The organism is Nostoc sp. (genome assembly GCF_036917815.1).
GTDB lineage: Bacteria > Cyanobacteriota > Cyanobacteriia > Cyanobacteriales > Nostocaceae > Nostoc.
The window spans coordinates 73,181-91,135 of sequence record NZ_JBALEK010000079.1; the positions used below are offsets into that span (position 1 = coordinate 73,181).

The 17,955-nt window shown below is 41.1% G+C and carries 14 protein-coding genes; 8 read left to right on the forward strand and 6 right to left on the reverse strand.

What is annotated here, in order from left to right:
- Positions 1-115 precede the first annotated feature (115 nt).
- Complete coding sequence (locus tag V7K97_RS24060) at positions 116-970, forward strand: phosphate/phosphite/phosphonate ABC transporter substrate-binding protein (RefSeq protein ID WP_334803523.1); 855 nt, start codon at positions 116-118, stop codon at positions 968-970.
- Between the two features lie 661 nt (positions 971-1,631).
- On the opposite strand, the gene rsmI is transcribed toward V7K97_RS24060, so the two are convergent.
- The gene (rsmI, locus tag V7K97_RS24065) at positions 1,632-2,492 is read right to left on the reverse strand and encodes a 16S rRNA (cytidine(1402)-2'-O)-methyltransferase (RefSeq protein WP_334803498.1); all 861 of its coding nucleotides are present in this window, start codon (positions 2,490-2,492) and stop codon (positions 1,632-1,634) included.
- 145 nt (positions 2,493-2,637) lie between these two features.
- On the opposite strand from rsmI, the gene V7K97_RS24070 reads away from it, so the two are divergent.
- From V7K97_RS24070 to V7K97_RS24090, 5 genes are all read left to right on the forward strand, one after another.
- A complete protein-coding gene (locus V7K97_RS24070) occupies positions 2,638-3,531 on the forward strand; it encodes a sugar kinase (RefSeq protein WP_334803499.1) in 894 nt (297 codons plus the stop codon).
- Positions 3,531-4,391: a 3'(2'),5'-bisphosphate nucleotidase CysQ family protein gene (locus V7K97_RS24075; protein ID WP_334803500.1), complete on the forward strand. Its 861-nt coding sequence runs from the start codon at positions 3,531-3,533 to the stop codon at positions 4,389-4,391. Before V7K97_RS24070 ends, V7K97_RS24075 begins: the two co-directional genes overlap by 1 nt.
- Positions 4,392-4,405: 14 nt before the next feature.
- The gene (locus tag V7K97_RS24080; protein WP_334803501.1) at positions 4,406-4,534 is read left to right on the forward strand and encodes a hypothetical protein; all 129 of its coding nucleotides are present in this window, start codon (positions 4,406-4,408) and stop codon (positions 4,532-4,534) included.
- 252 nt (positions 4,535-4,786) lie between these two features.
- On the forward strand, positions 4,787-5,098 hold the full coding sequence (locus V7K97_RS24085) for an RNA recognition motif domain-containing protein (protein WP_334803502.1): 312 nt from the start codon (positions 4,787-4,789) through the stop codon (positions 5,096-5,098).
- A 502-nt stretch (positions 5,099-5,600) separates the two neighbouring features.
- Positions 5,601-6,320 (forward strand): hypothetical protein, encoded by a 720-nt coding sequence (locus tag V7K97_RS24090; RefSeq protein WP_334803503.1) that lies wholly within the window; start codon positions 5,601-5,603, stop codon positions 6,318-6,320.
- Between the two features lie 122 nt (positions 6,321-6,442).
- Here the strand turns inward: V7K97_RS24090 and V7K97_RS24095 are convergent, their stop codons facing one another.
- From V7K97_RS24095 to murG, 4 genes are all read right to left on the reverse strand, one after another.
- Entirely contained in the window at positions 6,443-7,330 is an 888-nt protein-coding gene (locus V7K97_RS24095; protein ID WP_334803504.1) for a hypothetical protein, read from the reverse strand.
- A gap of 49 nt (positions 7,331-7,379) precedes the next feature.
- A complete protein-coding gene (locus V7K97_RS24100) occupies positions 7,380-7,895 on the reverse strand; it encodes a hypothetical protein (protein ID WP_334803505.1) in 516 nt (171 codons plus the stop codon).
- A gap of 838 nt (positions 7,896-8,733) precedes the next feature.
- Positions 8,734-10,050 carry a hypothetical protein gene (locus V7K97_RS24105; RefSeq protein ID WP_334803507.1) on the reverse strand — a complete coding sequence of 439 codons (1,317 nt, stop codon included), beginning with the start codon at positions 10,048-10,050 and terminating at the stop codon, positions 8,734-8,736.
- A 52-nt stretch (positions 10,051-10,102) separates the two neighbouring features.
- On the reverse strand, positions 10,103-11,176 hold the full coding sequence (murG, locus tag V7K97_RS24110; protein WP_334803508.1) for an undecaprenyldiphospho-muramoylpentapeptide beta-N-acetylglucosaminyltransferase: 1,074 nt from the start codon (positions 11,174-11,176) through the stop codon (positions 10,103-10,105).
- Positions 11,177-11,260: 84 nt separating this feature from the next.
- On the opposite strand from murG, the gene V7K97_RS24115 reads away from it, so the two are divergent.
- Both V7K97_RS24115 and V7K97_RS24120 read left to right on the forward strand, forming a co-directional pair.
- Positions 11,261-12,100 (forward strand): nuclear transport factor 2 family protein, encoded by an 840-nt coding sequence (locus V7K97_RS24115; RefSeq protein WP_334803509.1) that lies wholly within the window; start codon positions 11,261-11,263, stop codon positions 12,098-12,100.
- Between the two features lie 1,043 nt (positions 12,101-13,143).
- Positions 13,144-14,304 (forward strand): histidine decarboxylase, encoded by a 1,161-nt coding sequence (locus V7K97_RS24120; RefSeq protein WP_334803510.1) that lies wholly within the window; start codon positions 13,144-13,146, stop codon positions 14,302-14,304.
- A gap of 86 nt (positions 14,305-14,390) precedes the next feature.
- Here the strand turns inward: V7K97_RS24120 and V7K97_RS24125 are convergent, their stop codons facing one another.
- Positions 14,391-17,774 (reverse strand): amino acid permease, encoded by a 3,384-nt coding sequence (locus tag V7K97_RS24125; RefSeq protein WP_334803511.1) that lies wholly within the window; start codon positions 17,772-17,774, stop codon positions 14,391-14,393.
- Between the last annotated feature and the right edge of the window lie 181 nt (positions 17,775-17,955).

Consider the following 17,955-nt stretch of genomic DNA (forward strand, 5'->3'; position numbering starts at 1 on the left):
AACAATATTTAAATAAATATTAACTTTTTGTTGCAATATAACCTATTTAGGCAGTAATTAAACTTATCTAAAATTAGTCCTGAAAGCCAAGTTAATTTTTTAACCATAAATAGTGATGTTTTTGCGATTTCCCCGTCGTTTATTTTTGTTTCATCTGCTAGGTTTTACATTTGTTGCTTGCAAACCACAAAACGAGTTTGAGGGCACTTTAACTGTTGGTGTTCTGAACTATGGTGGAGGCGAACAGGTAATTAGCCAATATGCTAAATTTAATAGTTACTTGGGTGAAAAAACAAACTCATATATTCAGCTAGAGCCTGTTTTTAATGAAAATAGAGCGGTTGAGCGTCTTGAGGCTCGTGCTTGGTCGTTGGTATTTGCTCCACCGGGTTTAGCAGCTATTGCGATCGCCCGCCACCAATATGTTCCTCTGTTTCCTTTAATCGGTATTAGTAATTTGCGTTCCATCTTCGTTGTTCGCAAAGACAACCCAATCACCGACTTGAAACAGCTACAAGGTAAAACACTGGCTTTAGGGCAGTTAGGTTCAGCAACAGGATATTATTTTCCTCTTTACAATCTTTATGGTACAACACTAGCTGAGATCCTATTTGCACCCACGCCTAAAGCCGCCCTGGAATTGGTCGCTCAAGGAAAAGCGATCGCTTGCGCTGTCTCGGAGGCTGAATTGAGTCTCTACGCTTCACAGTTTGCCCCAACGGAATTTCGCATATTATTTAAAGACCCTCACTATGTACCATTAGGTGTGGTCTTGATTGGTCCGAATGTAGAACGTAACCGTCAAGAGTATATCCGTAAAGTGATGAGTGATTCGCCTTCCGGTTTAGCTGAAGAGGTGGGATATGTACCCAATGGACAAGTACCAGACTACAAATACATGATTTCTGTGGTTGATCGGGTAAGCTCGATTAGTTCTAAGCTGCAAATAAAGCCTGTGCGTTTATTTTGAGTAAGTTAACAAAATAGAATTCAGGAGTCAGAATTTAATTCTGTATGACTGACGGATAGCCCAGTGTTAAAGGATGCTTGAAAAGTTTTTTTGTATACGCCTAACCCTTGGAGATCCCCCAAAATCCCCCGATAAATTGGGGGACTTTAAGAGACTCTTCACCTCCCTTTTTAAGGGCAGGGCTGTTTCATTCCCTAAAAGGCTCTGATTTACAAGCGTTTCAAGCAAAAAAGTCAGGTGAATAAAAAACCTGATTGGGCAAGAAAATCGCGTTCGCACTGAAATTTACTCGTTGAAGTGGTATCTTTTCAATGACCAAATCAAGCAAATTTCTGACTTACACTATTGACAAAATCTCTCAGAGATCGAATGAAACAGCCCTGCTTTTTAAGGGGGGTTGTGCAGGGTGGTTTCATACGAAAAAAGAAAAATACATAAGTCTTGATTTCTCATGTATAACCATAGATTTTGACCCCTCTCCAAACCTCTCCCCCACGGGGGGAGAGGCTTTAAAAACGAGTTTCAGTTTTTCTCTGATTGTATGAAACCACCCTGCTTTTTAAGGGGGGTTGGGGGGGATCTAAGACTTTGAAAACACGCCCTAGTGGTCAACAATAAAGTGGCGGCTCGGAATCCCTCACTAATTGATTCTGAATCTTCTTCAAGACTCAGGATTGAGGACTATAGAAAGAGCTAGTTGATAGAGTTGGCGACGGGGAATAAAGGTAGCTTTTGCTAACTGACGGCTAGCTTGCGATCGCGATATTCCCTGACTAATTAATTGTTTCAATTCGGCTTTTACTTCCTCTTCTGTCAGTTGGGGCTGACTGAGGGGAATTCCTGCCACGACTAATGTATATTCACCTTGGGGTTCTCGTTGGCTGTAGTGAGCGATCGCTTCGGCAATTGTCCCCCGCCAAAATTCCTCATACAATTTAGTTAACTCCCGTCCTAGCACAATTTGGCGATCGCTTCCCCAAACTTCTGCTAAGTCTTGCAAAGTATCTCGCAAGCGGTGGGGCGATTCATAGAAAATCAATGTGCGAGATTCGGTTTGCAGAGATTCTAAATGTTCTTGTCTCTGTTGAGTTTTCGCTGGGAGAAAGCCTTCAAAGACAAACCGATCTGTTGGGAGTCCAGCTGCACTCAAAGCGGTAATTGCTGCACTAGCGCCAGGAATGGGAACCACGGGAATTCCCGCCTCAATACAGGCTTTCACCAGTTCATATCCCGGATCGGAAATACCCGGCATCCCCGCATCACTCACCAGAGCGATCGCTTTATTATTAACTAAATGCTCTAATAATTCTGGGATGCGGCTGGTACGATTGTGTTCGTGGTAACTTACCTGGGGGGTTTTAACTTGAAAATGCTGTAGCAGTTTCCCTGTATGACGGGTGTCTTCCGCCGCAATGATATCGACAGTCTGTAAAATTCGCACCGCCCGAAAGGTTATATCTTCCAGATTGCCAATTGGTGTGCCGACAACGTAAAGTGTTCCTGGTTTTGGATCGGTTTGCATGAGGAAGAGTTAGGAATTTGTAGAGACGCGATTCATCGGGAATTTGTAGAGACGCGATTCATCGCGTCTGTGCAGGAGAGACAGGAGAGACGCGATGAATCGCGTCTGTACAAGAGTTAAAAATAATTAAGAACATATATGAGAAATGGATAATCTAAAATCCCAAATCCCAAATCCCAAATCGGATCGTGGGTTATTTGTAGGTTTAGTAACCTTGGATTTGATTTACCTTGCTGACTCTGCGCCTAAGAATAATCAGAAGATTGTGGCTACTGACTATACTGTAGCGGCAGGGGGACCAGCTACTAACGCGGCTGTGACTTTCAGCCATTTAGGAAATCAGGCTACAGTCTTGGGTGTAGTGGGTTCTCACCCAATGACGCAGCTAATTCGAGGTGATTTGGCAAATTACAAAGTTGCGATCGCAGACCTTGAGCCTAGCACTGATTTAGCACCGCCTGTTTCTTCAATTATTGTCACCCAAGCGACGGGTGAACGAGCTGTGGTTTCGATCAATGCTGTCAAAACTCAAGCCAGCAACGCATCTATCCCACCAGATATTTTCCAAAATGTCGGTATAGTACTGATTGATGGACATCAGATGGCGGTTAGTTATTCCATAGCGCAAATAGCTAAAGCGAAGAATATCCCAGTAGCGATCGATGGTGGTAGTTGGAAGCCGGGATTTGAGCAAATTCTGCCATTTGTAGATTATGCCATCTGTTCAGCTAATTTTTATCCCCCTAACTGCCAGACTGGAGAAGACGTTTTTACCTATCTATGCAGATTTGACATTCCTCACATCGCCATTACTCACGGACAAAAGCCAATTGAATACTTGAGTTGCACTAAAACTGGTATCGTAGATGTGCCGCAAATTCAAGCGGTTGACACTTTAGGGGCTGGAGATATTTTTCACGGTGCTTTCTGTGATTACATTTTAAGGGAAAGTTTTACTGATGCACTGGCACTAGCAGCTAATATTGCTGCTGATTCCTGTAAATTTTTTGGTACCCGGCGCTGGATGGATTTAAATTAATGAAAGACTTACAAGAAATATTAGCGATCGCTCGTGAGATCGGTTGGGGCGCAGCAGATATACTGCGATCGTATTACGACGGCACGGCAAAAGACCCGAATTTAGAGGTACAATATAAGCAAAATGAGCCTGTTACCGTTGCTGATGTCGCTGTAAGTCAATACATTTTGCAGAGACTACAAGCAAGTTTGGGTAACGAAGATTTTGCTTACATCAGCGAAGAAACTTACCAATCGCCAAGTAGTGGTACACAGCCTTCCGCCCCTTGGGTGTGGATAATTGACCCTTTGGATGGTACGCGAGACTTTATCGAAAAAACTGGAGATTATGCAGTTCATATTGCTTTAGTCAAGGAAACACGCCCAGTGTTGGCAGTGGTAGCAGTACCAGAGGCTCAAAAGTTATATTACGCTACCAAAGGCGGGGGTACATTTGTAGAAACCCGCGATCGATCTGTTCCTTTACAAGTGTCGTCAGGGAAAGGAATTGAGGATTTAACCTTAGTCGTTAGTCGCTCTCACCGCAACCAACGGTTAGATTACTTACTACAAAACTTACCCTGTCAAAATCAGAAATCTGTGGGTAGTGTCGGCTGCAAAATCGCCACCATTGTCGAGCAACAGGCAGATATCTACATTTCCCTTTCCGGCAAGTCTGCGCCCAAAGATTGGGATATAGCAGCCCCAGAACTGATTTTAACAGAAGCCGGTGGTAAATTTACCCACTTCGACGGCACTCCGTTGCAATATAATACCGGTGATATCAATCAATGGGGAGGTTTGCTGGCTAGTAACGGTGAATATCACGAAGTGCTGTGTCAGGAAGCAGAAAGGATTTTAGCGCAGTTTGACCAGAGCTAATGAGGCATTTGCGGATGAATATTTTTAATTTGCTTTTAAAACAGTTTAGTTATGGTATGATTGCCACGACTACCGATAATAATCTTTACCCCTTAGTCCGCAGTTTAATTTTCAAAACACTAAAATACCTGGGCGATCGCTAGTTAATATCGATTTCCTGTAAAAAGTGTAACTTTTATAGTACAGCCAACAAAAGCCTGTCGTTGGGAGGTCTGGAAACCTGTCCTAACAGTTTTATTTGTGAATAAAATTCACTATAAGACGATATTCAAAGGCTGAAGGCTGTGCTACACTCATGGACATAAAGATTATTTTCGGTTGAGTAACTCATTTTGATTTCTAAAAAGTGTCTCTCCGAATTTAACTCTCTACACTCCCTGAATTCGGAGATTTCTATGTCAATTTACGTCGGAAACCTGTCCTATCAGGTTACAGAAGAAGACCTCAAGCAGGCTTTTGCAGAATACGGAAAAGTAAATCGTGTTCAACTACCCACAGATCGGGAAACAGGCCGGCCTCGTGGGTTCGCTTTTGTGGAAATGGAATCAGACACCCAAGAACAAGCTGCTATTGATGCACTTGATGGTGCTGAGTGGATGGGACGTGATTTGAAAGTGAACAAAGCTAAACCTCGTGAGGAAAGAAGCAGTTCTCCTCGTGGTAGCTGGGGTGGCGGTAATGCCCGCAGCAACAATAATCGCTATTAAGTCGGTTCCTAGAAATTTCAGATTTAAAGTCTCCAGCAGATCAGGCCAAAAGCCTAACTCTGCTGGAATATTTTATTTTGTATCTAGCCTGAAATTATTTATTTCGGATTGCCATAGCTGTAAGTAGCTACGCATAATTAAACATAAAATAAAATCTTAGTTCATAGTGAACGATTCACCGCTCAAAATAAGGATTATTAGGACTAAAGTCCTTACTACAAACTTTAATTTATTTGCGTCCCTACCTAGAGCATCGATTCAGTAATCAAAAACCTAACACCCCAGCCCCCTTCCCTAGGAGCGTTGGGGGAGCCAAACTACCCTCTACGCTTGGGGGAGAGGTTCTTTGAGGATTACTGAATTGGTGTTCCAATGCCTCATTTCAAAAAGAAGCGCTATAGTTTGTTGAGTTCCATTTGCGGAATTCGCAGCAATTCTCTATACCCATAAAGTATTGTAGATATCGTTAGTCTGCAATCCTTAGCTCTGGATTTTTAAAAAAATGTTACGACTGTATCATTTATTGCTAGGTTCTATTTTAATAGTGTCAATACCAGTGGGAGCCAAATTTCTTCTACCCCAATTTTCTCCACCCAAAGAGGTAAAACCCACTACCGTTGCAAAACTTCCCAACCCTAATGAGGGAAATATCTGGCAGAAAATCCTGGGAAATTCTGCTGCTCCAACTAACTGGCAGGTTGCTGCTTGTGAAGGAAATGCGCCTCTGTTGTGTATCTCCTCCAAAGGGAAACTTTTGGGTACAGTTGAAATTAACGTATATCCACTAGCAAACAATGAGGATTTCCGAAAGAAACTCCTAGCAGCTGGTATTGCAACTGGTTCTCAAGCAGACTACCAAAGTTCCAAATACCAAACCCAGGTATTACCAGCACTCAAGGCTTGGGTTGCAGATCACTACGCTGCTTTTGCAAAAGATCGTCAAGGTAAATATGGAAAACAGATTACTTTCTCAGCCTACCCACCACAACCAGTACCCGTTGGTAAGCTTCAGGGAATCCGCTATGGGTTCGCCGAACTCAAGCAACAAGGTGGAGTAGAAGAGCAACATATCGGTCATGTTGCCTTTGATGGCAGTAAACTTTATGTAATCACCACTGCATTTGACCCAGGTACGCAAACAGGTAAGTTTGAGAAACTGGAAGACTTGGCTATTTTTCAACCTTACTTGTATGCGATCGCATCTGATCTACATTTACCCTAATTGGTATTGGGCATTGGGTATTGGGAAAGAGGAGGCAGGAGGCAGAAATAAATTCTTTAATTTTGAATTTTGAATTTTGAATTGATTTCTCCCTCATCCCCCACTCCCCACTCCCCATTAACCTAAATCTCAGCCACCGCCCGTTCAATCAAGCGATGTGCTAAAGTTTGCGTACCTGTGTGTTCATAATAATTTGTTGATACATCAATGAACGCAGCAAGGTAATCTAACTTGTCATCGGCAATATCGATAAAACCTTGCAAGTTGTGGACAACCTTTTGTGGCGTTAAATCATTGGCGGAGACTAGCCCACTCATCCAACCTTTAACTGAGTCAAAGCTTTCGCCAATAAAGTTGAGTTTACCAGCAGGACTGTCCCCTGGAATCACATCTTTGATGCTTTGGAAAGTCGAGTTTTGTTCTAACTCATGTGGATTTGTTTGATCAAGCATAGATAACGCTTTGCTGATAAAGCCTGGGCCTAGAGGTATCAAACCATCAACACAAACTAATGCCACCATGCGGATGAGTGACTCACCACTATACTCACCTAAAGAGGCAACAAAATCCCCAATACTATCTCCAGGAATGCCGTTAATTTGACAGAAGGCTACCAACTCAGCCACTAATTTTAATGTCAGATCGATGGTTTGGGCTTTATCAGCTTTGGGGGTGACGGAGTTTAAAAAACCCAACAAAGGAATTTTTTCGCCAACTTTGTTAGCTAAAGCTGCTGCACCAAGCGCTCTATCTGTAGCATCAACGGTTTGATATAACCACAAGGCTGTTTGGTATCCTTGGGATTTGTCGTTGAATAGATAAATCGCTCGTTCGCCAATTTGCTGAATTAAATCTTCGTCGTCTTCACCAGTGACTTTCTTAATGGTGTTGACAAAGCCGACAGTATTTTCCCACTCGCCAGGAGCAACAAAATCGAGGGCTTTTAACATAGAAATAGTCAAGCCGCCGGTTGGTAATTCATCAACTAACTGAAAAATCGATTTGCTCACAAAAATCTCCTTATTTTACAGTTTGTAATCTTTATGTCAGTAACGTGGTTTATTTTAGTTTGGACAGACCATCAAGATTAAACTTCTGTAGCCAATCTGCGCGATCGCTAGCTTTAAATGACGGATTGCGAGAAAGTGCTTTTACTTGGTACTTACCACCTACCAAAATTGCAGTTTGTGTCTTACCAACTTCTACTGCGGGATAACCGCCAATTTTTTTGGTACTATTCGAGAACTTTGCTGCTGCATCTGTGCCGGTAGTATCAGAAATAGACAGCAACGCTAGGTCTTGACCGCCTTTTTTCAACTTCGCTTCCGAAAAGCCTTTTTTCTCTTGGGTATAGACACGCTGGTAGCCATCACCCGCATCAGGGAAAAATTTATTAAATTCGCTACCCTGAGTTGCGGTTTTAGCAACTGCAAGACCCTTTTTTTGTTGAGTGCTTTCTTTTTGCACTTGGTCAAAACGTCCAGGTGTTTTGGGAGTTGGACTACAGGCTGTTGTCAGTATTACCACTGACAGCAACAAAGCAGCTACTACCTTACGCCCACGGTGTAAAATCATTCTTGGCTTCTCCTTATACTTGAGCTTTGAGGCAATTATCTGCGCTGCTAGCAATTATTACCCGTAAAATTTACTTTTTGATAATTATTGCCTAAATTCTCAACCATAACGGTCTAGTTTTGCTCCAACAGTCATCAAATTTTTGCACTTCAAAGCTTTACAAAATTTAATCAAATTTTGTAAAGCTGTAAGCCCAATACGCTTCAGTTAGCGCCAAAAACCTTGAAATGTGTAGGTTGGGGAACCACTGCGCCCTTGCGGTTTCCCCTTCTCCCAAAGCTGACTTTTCACGTTATGTGGAAAAGTCCACCAAAAACCTAACCCCCTAACCCCCTTCCCTAGGAGGGAAGGGGGAAAATTCAAAGTCTCTCTCCTTAAAGGAAGAGAGAAATAGAAGTGAGGTTTTCCAGATGCTGCTGAATTGTCAGCTCCCAAAGCTACGGTGTACACACAAGTCGAAAAAAGCTCGATTTCCCATTGTTCTCTCGTTCCCATGCTCTTCATGGGAATGGCTGATTAGGGGCTGCCGCCTCCAGTCAAGACATTGAGCCAGAGACTCAATGAATGCATTCCCAGGCGGCAGCCCAGGAACGAGTAAAGCCTTATCAAGTTAGGTTTTTAGGACTTGTGTGTACACCGTAGTCTCCCAAAGGGAGAGGCTAGCGCCAAGGGAGAAGTATATGGCGTTTGAGGAACGAAACCCAACATTTATTTTCGGGGCTTTGTTGGGTTGCGCTTTGCTTAACCCAACCGACAATTTTCCTTAACCCAAGCGTATTGCTTTAAGTTGTCACCAATAGCTGGAAACTGGAGAATTATGAATTATTCGGTCAATACATTACTTCTTTACTAAAAAATATGCCGTAGCATAGTCGGGTAATTGTGTGATGTGCTGCCCAAAATCTTTTTTATTCTTAAAAATACCTGCTAAAAAATCGAGTTGATAAAGATTGGGTAAAAATGCTCCGCCTGTATCGGCGATGACTCCCATTTGCAGATGTTTACGACCACCTTGAGTATGCTCAATCACAATCACTTTACCTAAACCGATATTCAAAACATCTCCAGCAAAAGTGACTCCGGGTTTGATAGAGATTTTTGCATCTATTTTGTATCCATAGCCTTTAATAGCATCAACTTCTCTAAAATACCAATAACGCTTTTGTGCGGTTGCCTTCAATCCGCGAATATAAGACATTCCATTATTTCTATCTACATTAAAAAATGCCTGATAGCCATCTGTAAAATTAATCAGGATCGTTCCTTCCATAATTGCTTCTTCTAAGCCATTTCTGGTTAGATAAGCGAGAGTTGTAACTTTTCCAAATTCTCTCCCACCTGGTTCATAAATACCCGATAAAACATCCTGCTTTGTGTATCTAGTGTAGAATTTATCGTTATTGGAGTTTTCTTTTAAGCTATAAATTGGCGTATTAAAAGTAGAGGTTTTCTTCCGAGAACCGGAGTGTGTAAAGACAGCATATTTGGTAATTCGTAATTGTTTTTGCTGTTTATTATTTGGGTTATAAGCAGACCATTTAATTACTCGAAAATTGGTATTGATAAATTTAGGGTCTTGTAAACGAGTCGTTCGATTATTAGCAATATCCTCCTTTAAGATAGCAATCATGAAATCCAAAGTTTTGAGAACATCGGGTACAGTAACTCCTTGCGTGGCAAGTATTCCTGTACGCAGAATATCTGGGTCTTCAGTAGTGTAGTCTTGAAAATATTTTCTAGTATTAGCGAGAACGCTTAACAAATCTGCTTGATTGAAGTTAACCTTACTAATTGGGAGTTTGACTGGACTAAAAACCTGGCTGCCATTAATGCTAAATTTATATTTTTTGAACTCATCAACAACTGGATAAGGTGCAGATGTTGAGATCAAATCCTGTCGAGATAAAAAAGCGTTTTGTGTGCCGATAATCTCATCAGATATTTGTTGATTTGTAAAAGGATTTTGAAATGTTGAGGTGAGGGAAGTCTCTGATTGAAGTGCGGTGAAATTTTCTCGCTGAGTAAAGGACTGATTTTGTTGAGCTAGTTGTTTTGTTTTTGACTGAGTATATAGATAACTACTGGCTAAAGTTGCAAGTAATAAGCCAGCACAACCTACTGTGAAGCGAAATTTTTGGCCGAATAGGATCTTCATAAGTTGGAAAATAAATTCCGATTGTCTCTTGCTATTTGGAATTTGGAATTTTTTAAGTTTCTACCACCTCACGCACTAACTGTGCCAGCTTTTCGGCACTATCGGGAACTGCGATCGCCCGAGCTTTTTCCCCCATCTTTGCTAACTCTGGCGGAGACTGCAACAGATTCAACACAATACTTTGCAATGCTTCTGCCGTCAACTCTGATTGCTTCAAAGTTAACGCCGCCCCAGCTTTGGTAAATACATCTGCATTATAAGATTGATGGTCTTCGGCGGCAAAGGGGTAAGGAATCAAAATTGCTGGCGTTCCACATACCGCCAATTCTGTCAAGCTACCAGCCCCAGAACGACTAATAGCAAGAGTTGCTCGTTGCAACAACGGGGCCATATTGTTGTAAAAAGGTAAGGCTATGTACTGTGGATTTTTGAGACTATCTGCTTCTGGATCGCGATCGCCAGTTAAATGTACTACGTATACACCAGCATCAAACCAAACTTTTGCAGATTCGCGCACCAACTTATTAACCGCAACTGCACCTTGGCTACCACCAAAGACAACAATTAAAGGAACACCATCAGGAATGGCTAAATCTAATGGCGCATTAATTGCCCCATCGAGAAATTGCGCTCTGACGGGAGTGCCAACACAGATATTTTTGGCGCGGGGTAAATACTTAGCAGCGACATCAAATCCCAAAGCTACCGCACTACACCAAGGACCAAAAAAGCGAGTTACTTTACCTGGTAAGGCGTTAGATTCGTGGAAAATCACGGGTAAACCGAGGGAACGCGCCGCAATCACAGCCGGACCTGCAATATAACCCCCTGTGGTAAACACCCCTTGAAAATTTCCCTGTTTGAGAATTCGTCTGACTTCCAGAATCGAAAGGGCGAGTTTACCCAAAATGCGAATCGAGGAGAGTCCAAACCCTTGCTGAAAGCCTTCAACTGCAATAGTATTCAAGGGATACTGTTTAGGAACAAGTTGAGTTTCAAGCCGATCGGGTACTCCCAGCCATTCTATTTGATAGTCTGGAAGTTTTTCTGCCAGTGCGATCGCTGGAAACAAATGTCCACCTGTCCCACTGGCAGCTATTAATAATCGTATCGGTGCGTTTGCCATCAAACCTTTACCGTTTAGCGTCTAGCTTAACTAAGATAAAACAATTTCCTTACTTTCTCTAATCAAATCAGTAAATTCTTGCCAATGACTAACATTATTACCGCCTTAGTGAGCCGCCAACTCAGATTATCAACCAGCATCGGGTTAATTTCCTTCCTGCTGACACTTGGTTTAACAAGTGGTTGGCAACGCACTCAAGCGACTATACCACAGCAATTAGCCCAAGCTGGTACAGCTCAAAATGCACCAGCCGATCTGAAAAACCTCTTGACACAAGTTGATGCCGCCGCCAACCGGGGAGATGTCAAAGGGGTGTTGCAATTCTACAGCCCCAATTTCACTCATGGGGATGGATTAAATCTTCAAACCCTGGAAAAGTCTCTGGTTTCACTTTGGCAACGATATCCCAAATTGCAATACAGTACAAAACTGCTATCTTCAAAATCTGAAGGCGATGGGATTATTGCCGAAACAGAAACGAAGATAACTGGCTTACCCTCCAGTAACAGTAATAATTTGGCTCTCAATGCCACGATTAAATCGCGTCAGCGCATCGTCGGTGGTAAAATCGTTCGCCAAGATGTTTTGTCAGAACGCACCCTACTTACCTCTGGCAGCAAGCCGCCCCAAATTGATATTAAGTTACCAGAGCAGGTGAAAGTCGGACAGAAGTATAATTTTGATGCGATCGTTCAAGAGCCACTTGGTGATGATTTTCTGCTAGGAACGGCGCTAGAAGAACCCATCCAAGCAGATAAATTTCTCAACCCCACACCTGTAGATTTGGAATTACTGACATCTGGCGGACTGTTTAAAACGGCACAAGCACCATCTACTCCGGGTAGCCAATGGGTTTCTGCCGTCATCCTGCGGGGCAATGGGATGACGATGATAACTCAGCGCTTACAAGTTGTGAATAAGTAGTTAGGAGTTTGTACAGATGCGATTAATCGCGTCTGTACGTGAGGAGTTAGGAGTTAGTACGCTAGCAGTAGCGTAGTAAAAATCTGGATGTTGCGTTACCTTCAAGACATTTTCGTGAGAAAATGTGGAGTTATCTTAAAGCCTTTGACAAGAAAAAACACGATTTGCTGACAAGCTCAGAGGCTTCAGCCCTGAGTAGAAGCAAACGGCAGTTTTAACTGCCTTGAAAATGGTAGAATGAAGTACATCTAGTAGGAATAACCGCAGCTACGAGGAAACAACCTAGTACGGAGAAATCCCGGCAACGGACATATCCGACTCGATTCGGAATAGTTAAAGGGCAAATAATGGCAGGTTGCGGAGTAGTTATTATTTTTCAATTTTGTGGACTCTGAAAGATAAAGGAAAAGTAAGCACAATGCCAGCATTAAAAAATAGTTGGTTTGAGTGTCTAGGGTGTTTTTGCCAGCACCATTGAAAGTTCAGATTTGGACTCTTCAAGAATCCCTGTCCCTTTAGGGCTGGGAGTGTCAAAAGCAGCGATATGCCTCTAAGGTACTGACAACAAATAAATTCTCCAATATTGTGGGGTGGGCATTTTGCCCGCCTTTGTCTATGGGCGGGTGAGACACCCACCCCACAAGAAGTAGTTGAGTATTTTTTGATTTGTCAGTCCCTAAATGAACTGCTACCTGCTGTCTGTCAAATATCACACTACCTGTAGCAAAGCTTTCTAGATCCCCGTAAATCCACGTTAAAAAGGGGGACTTTGATTCCGGTTCCCCCCTTAAAAAGGGGGGTTAGGGGAGATCAACAAGTGCGTAAAATCACAGCCAAGCAATTTTAAAACAACCTGTAAGGGTAATATACTTGCCAACAAACTTTTTAAGTGTTTTTACTGGAGTCAACTACGTATTTTCACTGAAACTTTCTCAAATAAAAAGCCAGATTCGTGGATTATTAAGAAAATATAAAGGTATGGATTAATACGTATATTTTCGACTAAAACATCCATTAACTGAAAATTCGAGATATATAGAGATATGTCAGATAAAGTTGCTAAAGAGTTGGCAGATTTTGTGTTGCAAATAGAACAGCGATCCCAGTTTCATGCAGGCTATCCATATAATTTAAGTTGTGATTACAGTGCGATCGCTAAATTTTTCAATTTTCTGTTAAATAATGCTGGAGATCCTTATGTGGAGCCAGATTTTGGTCTCCATTCTCGTAAATTTGAGCAAGAAGTATTAGCTTTTTTTGCTCACCTCTATAAGATTCCAGAAAATGAATTTTGGGGTTATGTTACTGCTGGCGGAACTGAAGGTAATTTATATGGAATATTCTTAGCAAGGGAAATCTACCCTAATGGGATTCTTTACTCATCAGAAGACTCTCATTACTCAATACCCAAAGCAGCCAAATTATTCCGCATCCAACATAATGTTGTTAATTCACAAATTAATGGAGAGATGAATTATGAACATTTTGAACAACTCATTAGTGAAAATCGTAATTATCCAGCGATCATAAATTTAAATATTGGCACTACTGTCAAAGGTGCGATTGATAACTTAGACAAAGTTCTAGAAATTTTAGAGCGTAATCAGATTAAAGATTACTACATTCATTGTGATGCCGCACTTTCAGGATTAATGTTACCATTTCTAGATGGCGCTCCGCAAGTTAACTTTGAAAAACCCATAGATAGTGTAGCTATCTCTGCCAAATTCATTGGTTCTCCCTTACCTTGTGGTGTAGTTTTAACCAAGAAAAAATGGGTAGAAAAAGTTGAAACAGTAATTGAATATATTGGTTCATCAGATACAACAATTCTGGGTTCTAGAAACGGTCACACCCCTTTGATTCTCTGGTATGCAATGAAAACAAGAGGTTATGATGGATTAGCTAGAGAAGCAAATACCTGTATTGATAATGCTCAATATCTTTTCCAACAACTGAAAATCAGAGAATATCCATGTATGCTCAATAATTTTTCCAATACCGTAGTGTTTCAAAAACCTTCTCAAAGGTTAATTAAAAAGTGGCAGTTAGCGACTTTTGAAAATTGGGTACATATTATAGTCATGCAAAATATCGATCGCGAGAAAATCGATACTTTTGTTAACGAACTTTTGTTAGAAGAAGGCTTACTTAATAATACACAGAATTTCCAGCTACAGCCAGCACTACACAAATATAGATGATCAACTTAATAGTGGTATCTACGAAAGAGTACGCCTACACCCAATTTTACAAACTGTTTCTCAAAACAAAATTTAAACCGGAGATTTTATCTACTTAAAAAGTTTTTTCCGCATAAATTAGCAGCAAGTAGTATTTCTACTTCTGAACATTCCATAGGTGGTAAGAAAAAATACCCTTGTCCATAATCACATTGCAAAGCCTTCAATTGTGCTAATTGCTCTACAGTTTCTATCCCTTCTGCTGTTACAGACATATTTAAATTATGAGCTAATGTCACGATCGCTCGAATAATTTCTAAATTTTCTCCTCGACTACCTATACTGGTAACAAAAGAGCGATCAATTTTAAGGGTTTTAATTGGTAGGCGGTGCAGATAACTCAAGGATGAATAGCCAGTACCAAAATCATCCATGTGCGTCTCAACATTCAGCGCTGTTAGCTGGGAAAGTACGGCGGTAGCTAATTCAAAATTATCCATCAACAAGGTTTCAGTAATCTCCAATTTCAAACAGCATGGCTCCAATCCAGTTTGCTGCAAAATATGTTTAACCTGTTTAAACACATCAGGTTGCGTGATTTGTTTACCAGAAAAATTTACGCTAATTGTCAGAGGTAGTGAGGTAGGAAATTGTTTATGCCATCTATGCATTTGGTGACAGGCTTCATAAAGCACCCATTGCCCGATACTAACAATCATTCCAGTTTCCTCAGCCAGGGGAATAAAATCTTGCGGAGAAATAAGTCCTCGTTCTGGATGATGCCAACGTATCAGTGCCTCAAATCCAATAATTTTGCCAGTTGTCAGTGAAACAATTGGCTGGTAATCAAGGCGAAATTCTTCATGCTTGAGCAACGCATGACGTAAAGCAGTTTCTAACTCCAAAAGCAAAGCTGCACCCTCATGCATCTTGGAATCAAAAACCTCATAACGTGCCTTACCAAGTGCTTTGGCACAATACATTGCTACATCGGCATCGCGTATAATCTGCGCTGCTTGCTCATAATCTGCTTTATTTAAAGCGATGCCAATACTAACATTAGTAAACACCCGATGCTGATTTAATTGAAATGGCAAAGCTAGCACCTTGTTAATTCGCTCGGCTACCTGTATGGCGGTGCTAATATCCTCAATTTCCTCAATTAAGATTGTGAACTCATCTCCGCCAAAACGGGCAACTATGTCTCCGGCTCGCAGAACTGACTTTAGCCGATGAGAAATTGCAATTAAAAGTTGATTTCCCAGTAGATGTCCAAGACTGTCATTAACAACTTTAAAACGGTCTAAGTCTAAGAAGAGTACGGCAAATAAATAATTATTTTGCTGTTTAGTATGTTGTATTGCCTGCTGCACCCGCTCTATAAATAATCGTTGGTTAGGCAATCCAGTTAGCCCATCATGAAGACTATTGTGCAGTAACTGATCTTGCGCTTCTTGACGTTTGAGAATGTCTTGTTCAAGTTGTTGATTAACTCTAATAAGTTCAATAGTGCGTTCTAGCACCAACTGCTCAAGCTGATAACGGTACTGAACTAATTCTTCCTCTGCTAACTTACGCTTAGTGATGTCACGGACAATAACAATATACTCTCGTAGCTGGGAATTAAATGGCTGTGAAATAGTTGATTCAACAATTCGTAGAGACTGGTTTATCTTTAAGCTTTGCTCACTCCTAATAGACCATTGCTCTGGTTTCCCGCGATAACATATTAGGAGTTGATTCAACTTTTGTCCAAGTAACTGATCAATAGTTGTTTCAAATAATTCTTCGGCTGCGGTATTTGTCTGAGAAATCGTACCGTTTTCATCTAAAACTAAAACAGTATCGGGAACGGTATCGAGAGTACTAATAAATAGGTTTCTCGCTTGCTTGCGTGCCTCATCAATAGCAATAATTTGTGGTAAAGTTGTCCAGCAAGCGATCGCTACACCTGTAAAAGAAAGTGTAACTAACAAAATAGCTAGTAAAGAGTTTTGAGGATTAGTAGAAAGTTTATCTAATAAATCGCGCAGAACCCAACTAATTGTGGCAGTAATACAAATTAATGATACTAAAACAATCACTTGTAGTACCACAAAGTCTGAGTTGTTTTTACTAGACCTAGTGCCGTAATACTGTGTCCACCATTTGGGGTGTAATGGCCCAAATCTTAAGCGACGTAGCGCTATATCTCCGATCATCAGAACAATAGGTAATAATAATCCCACTAAAAAATCTCTCCAATTCCAAGCCAAACCTCCTACTATTAAAACTACTGTTTCTAGCAAGAAAAAACCAAGTGACCACCAAGGCCATAACACCTGTGTTTGGCTCCGACAGAGCCATAATCCTAGATGTAGTCCCATAATGGATATGAGATAACAAGTGCCTGCTACTGTCACAAGTTGAGATACATTTCCTAAATTTAGACAAAGCAAACTGAGTAGAAAGGTAACTAAAATAGCAGGGACAAGGACACCTTGATGGCAAACTAATGCAAATATAGGAGAAAGCTGTTTGTCTAAGGCAAGCTGGTATAATATCCGAGGAGAGTTGGAAACTGCCGTAGCAGAACTGAGAAGGCAAGATATAGTAATCAGAAGTGTTACTAGAAAAGATGCATGTTCACCCCAAAAAGGCTTAGAAGCCGCTACCAGATTTAAGAACGTATCATCACCTATTGTGGGATTTGGAGGCGAACACATTAATACCCAAGAACCACCTAAAAACACTGGAGGAATTAACCAAGCAGCTACGGTTAAAAACTTTAAAGTTTTATATGGGTGGCGACTATCAGCAACAAAAGAAGAAGTGGTTTCACAAGCATAAATTGAATAACTAGCTAGAAAAAACCACTTTGCCCATTCTTCAAAGCTCAGGCTATGTGTGCTAGCTGAGATAAATTTAAAACTAGCAGATGAGAAGGCTAACCATAATACACCTTGAATACAAAACAATAACAGTAATAAAATCGCTGGGAATACAAAAAATAAATGCAGGAGCGCTAAAGCACGGGTGCCACTAAACGCTAAAATAAAAGGAATAGCTGTAAATACAACTTTTAAGAAAGTTTCTGGACAAGAAATACCTAATGTTTCAAAATTGACTTTGATTAGGTCGGTGAGAATAATCGCATATAGTGCTGGTGCTGCTGCCCAGCTAAAAAAGTATCCTAAGGCTACGTAACGGCCTAAGCCAGGAAAGTTCTTTAATAGCCTTGTGGTGTAGTTTGGTGTTCCTCCAGCGACATCTGGCCAATGTCTACCTAGACTTTGTACCTGCAAGTTAAGTAAAAAGGAAATAATCGTGCCAAAAAACCAAACTAAGATAGCTTTAGACCCTAATGCTGCATGAATGATGGGGGCAGTACCAATCCATCCAACATGACCCGTTAACCCAAAGCCCCAGGTTTCGAGATAACTCAGAGTTCGTGGTAGGCGCATTAGCAAGTGCTGATTGTTCTCTGCCCGTGCAGAATCGTTACTAACCATTGTTTATTAGTGAAATTTACTGACCTTTTCACTCAATAGCTGAATCTCACTGATTATAGCTTCCGTATAACTGCTGAACTTTAGGAAAGAATAACTTAATTGTTACTGAATTTTAGATTTTAGATTTACGCCATATCTGAAGGCTTGTTCTTGAATAAAGAATTTTAAGTTTGGGATTTGA

Excerpts from the sequence above, each read along its gene's own strand:
- V7K97_RS24060 (WP_334803523.1), top strand. The coding sequence starts at position 116 with ATGTTTTTGCGATTTCCCCGTCGTTTATTTTTGTTTCATCTGCTAGGT.
- rsmI (WP_334803498.1), bottom strand. The coding sequence starts at position 2,492 with ATGCAAACCGATCCAAAACCAGGAACACTTTACGTTGTCGGCACACCA.
- V7K97_RS24070 (WP_334803499.1), top strand. The coding sequence starts at position 2,638 with ATGGATAATCTAAAATCCCAAATCCCAAATCCCAAATCGGATCGTGGG.
- V7K97_RS24075 (WP_334803500.1), top strand. The coding sequence starts at position 3,531 with ATGAAAGACTTACAAGAAATATTAGCGATCGCTCGTGAGATCGGTTGG.
- V7K97_RS24080 (WP_334803501.1), top strand. The coding sequence starts at position 4,406 with ATGAATATTTTTAATTTGCTTTTAAAACAGTTTAGTTATGGTATGATT.
- V7K97_RS24085 (WP_334803502.1), top strand. The coding sequence starts at position 4,787 with ATGTCAATTTACGTCGGAAACCTGTCCTATCAGGTTACAGAAGAAGAC.
- V7K97_RS24090 (WP_334803503.1), top strand. The coding sequence starts at position 5,601 with ATGTTACGACTGTATCATTTATTGCTAGGTTCTATTTTAATAGTGTCA.
- V7K97_RS24100 (WP_334803505.1), bottom strand. The coding sequence starts at position 7,895 with ATGATTTTACACCGTGGGCGTAAGGTAGTAGCTGCTTTGTTGCTGTCA.
- V7K97_RS24105 (WP_334803507.1), bottom strand. The coding sequence starts at position 10,050 with ATGAAGATCCTATTCGGCCAAAAATTTCGCTTCACAGTAGGTTGTGCT.
- murG (WP_334803508.1), bottom strand. The coding sequence starts at position 11,176 with ATGGCAAACGCACCGATACGATTATTAATAGCTGCCAGTGGGACAGGT.
- V7K97_RS24115 (WP_334803509.1), top strand. The coding sequence starts at position 11,261 with ATGACTAACATTATTACCGCCTTAGTGAGCCGCCAACTCAGATTATCA.
- V7K97_RS24120 (WP_334803510.1), top strand. The coding sequence starts at position 13,144 with ATGTCAGATAAAGTTGCTAAAGAGTTGGCAGATTTTGTGTTGCAAATA.
- V7K97_RS24125 (WP_334803511.1), bottom strand. The coding sequence starts at position 17,774 with ATGGTTAGTAACGATTCTGCACGGGCAGAGAACAATCAGCACTTGCTA.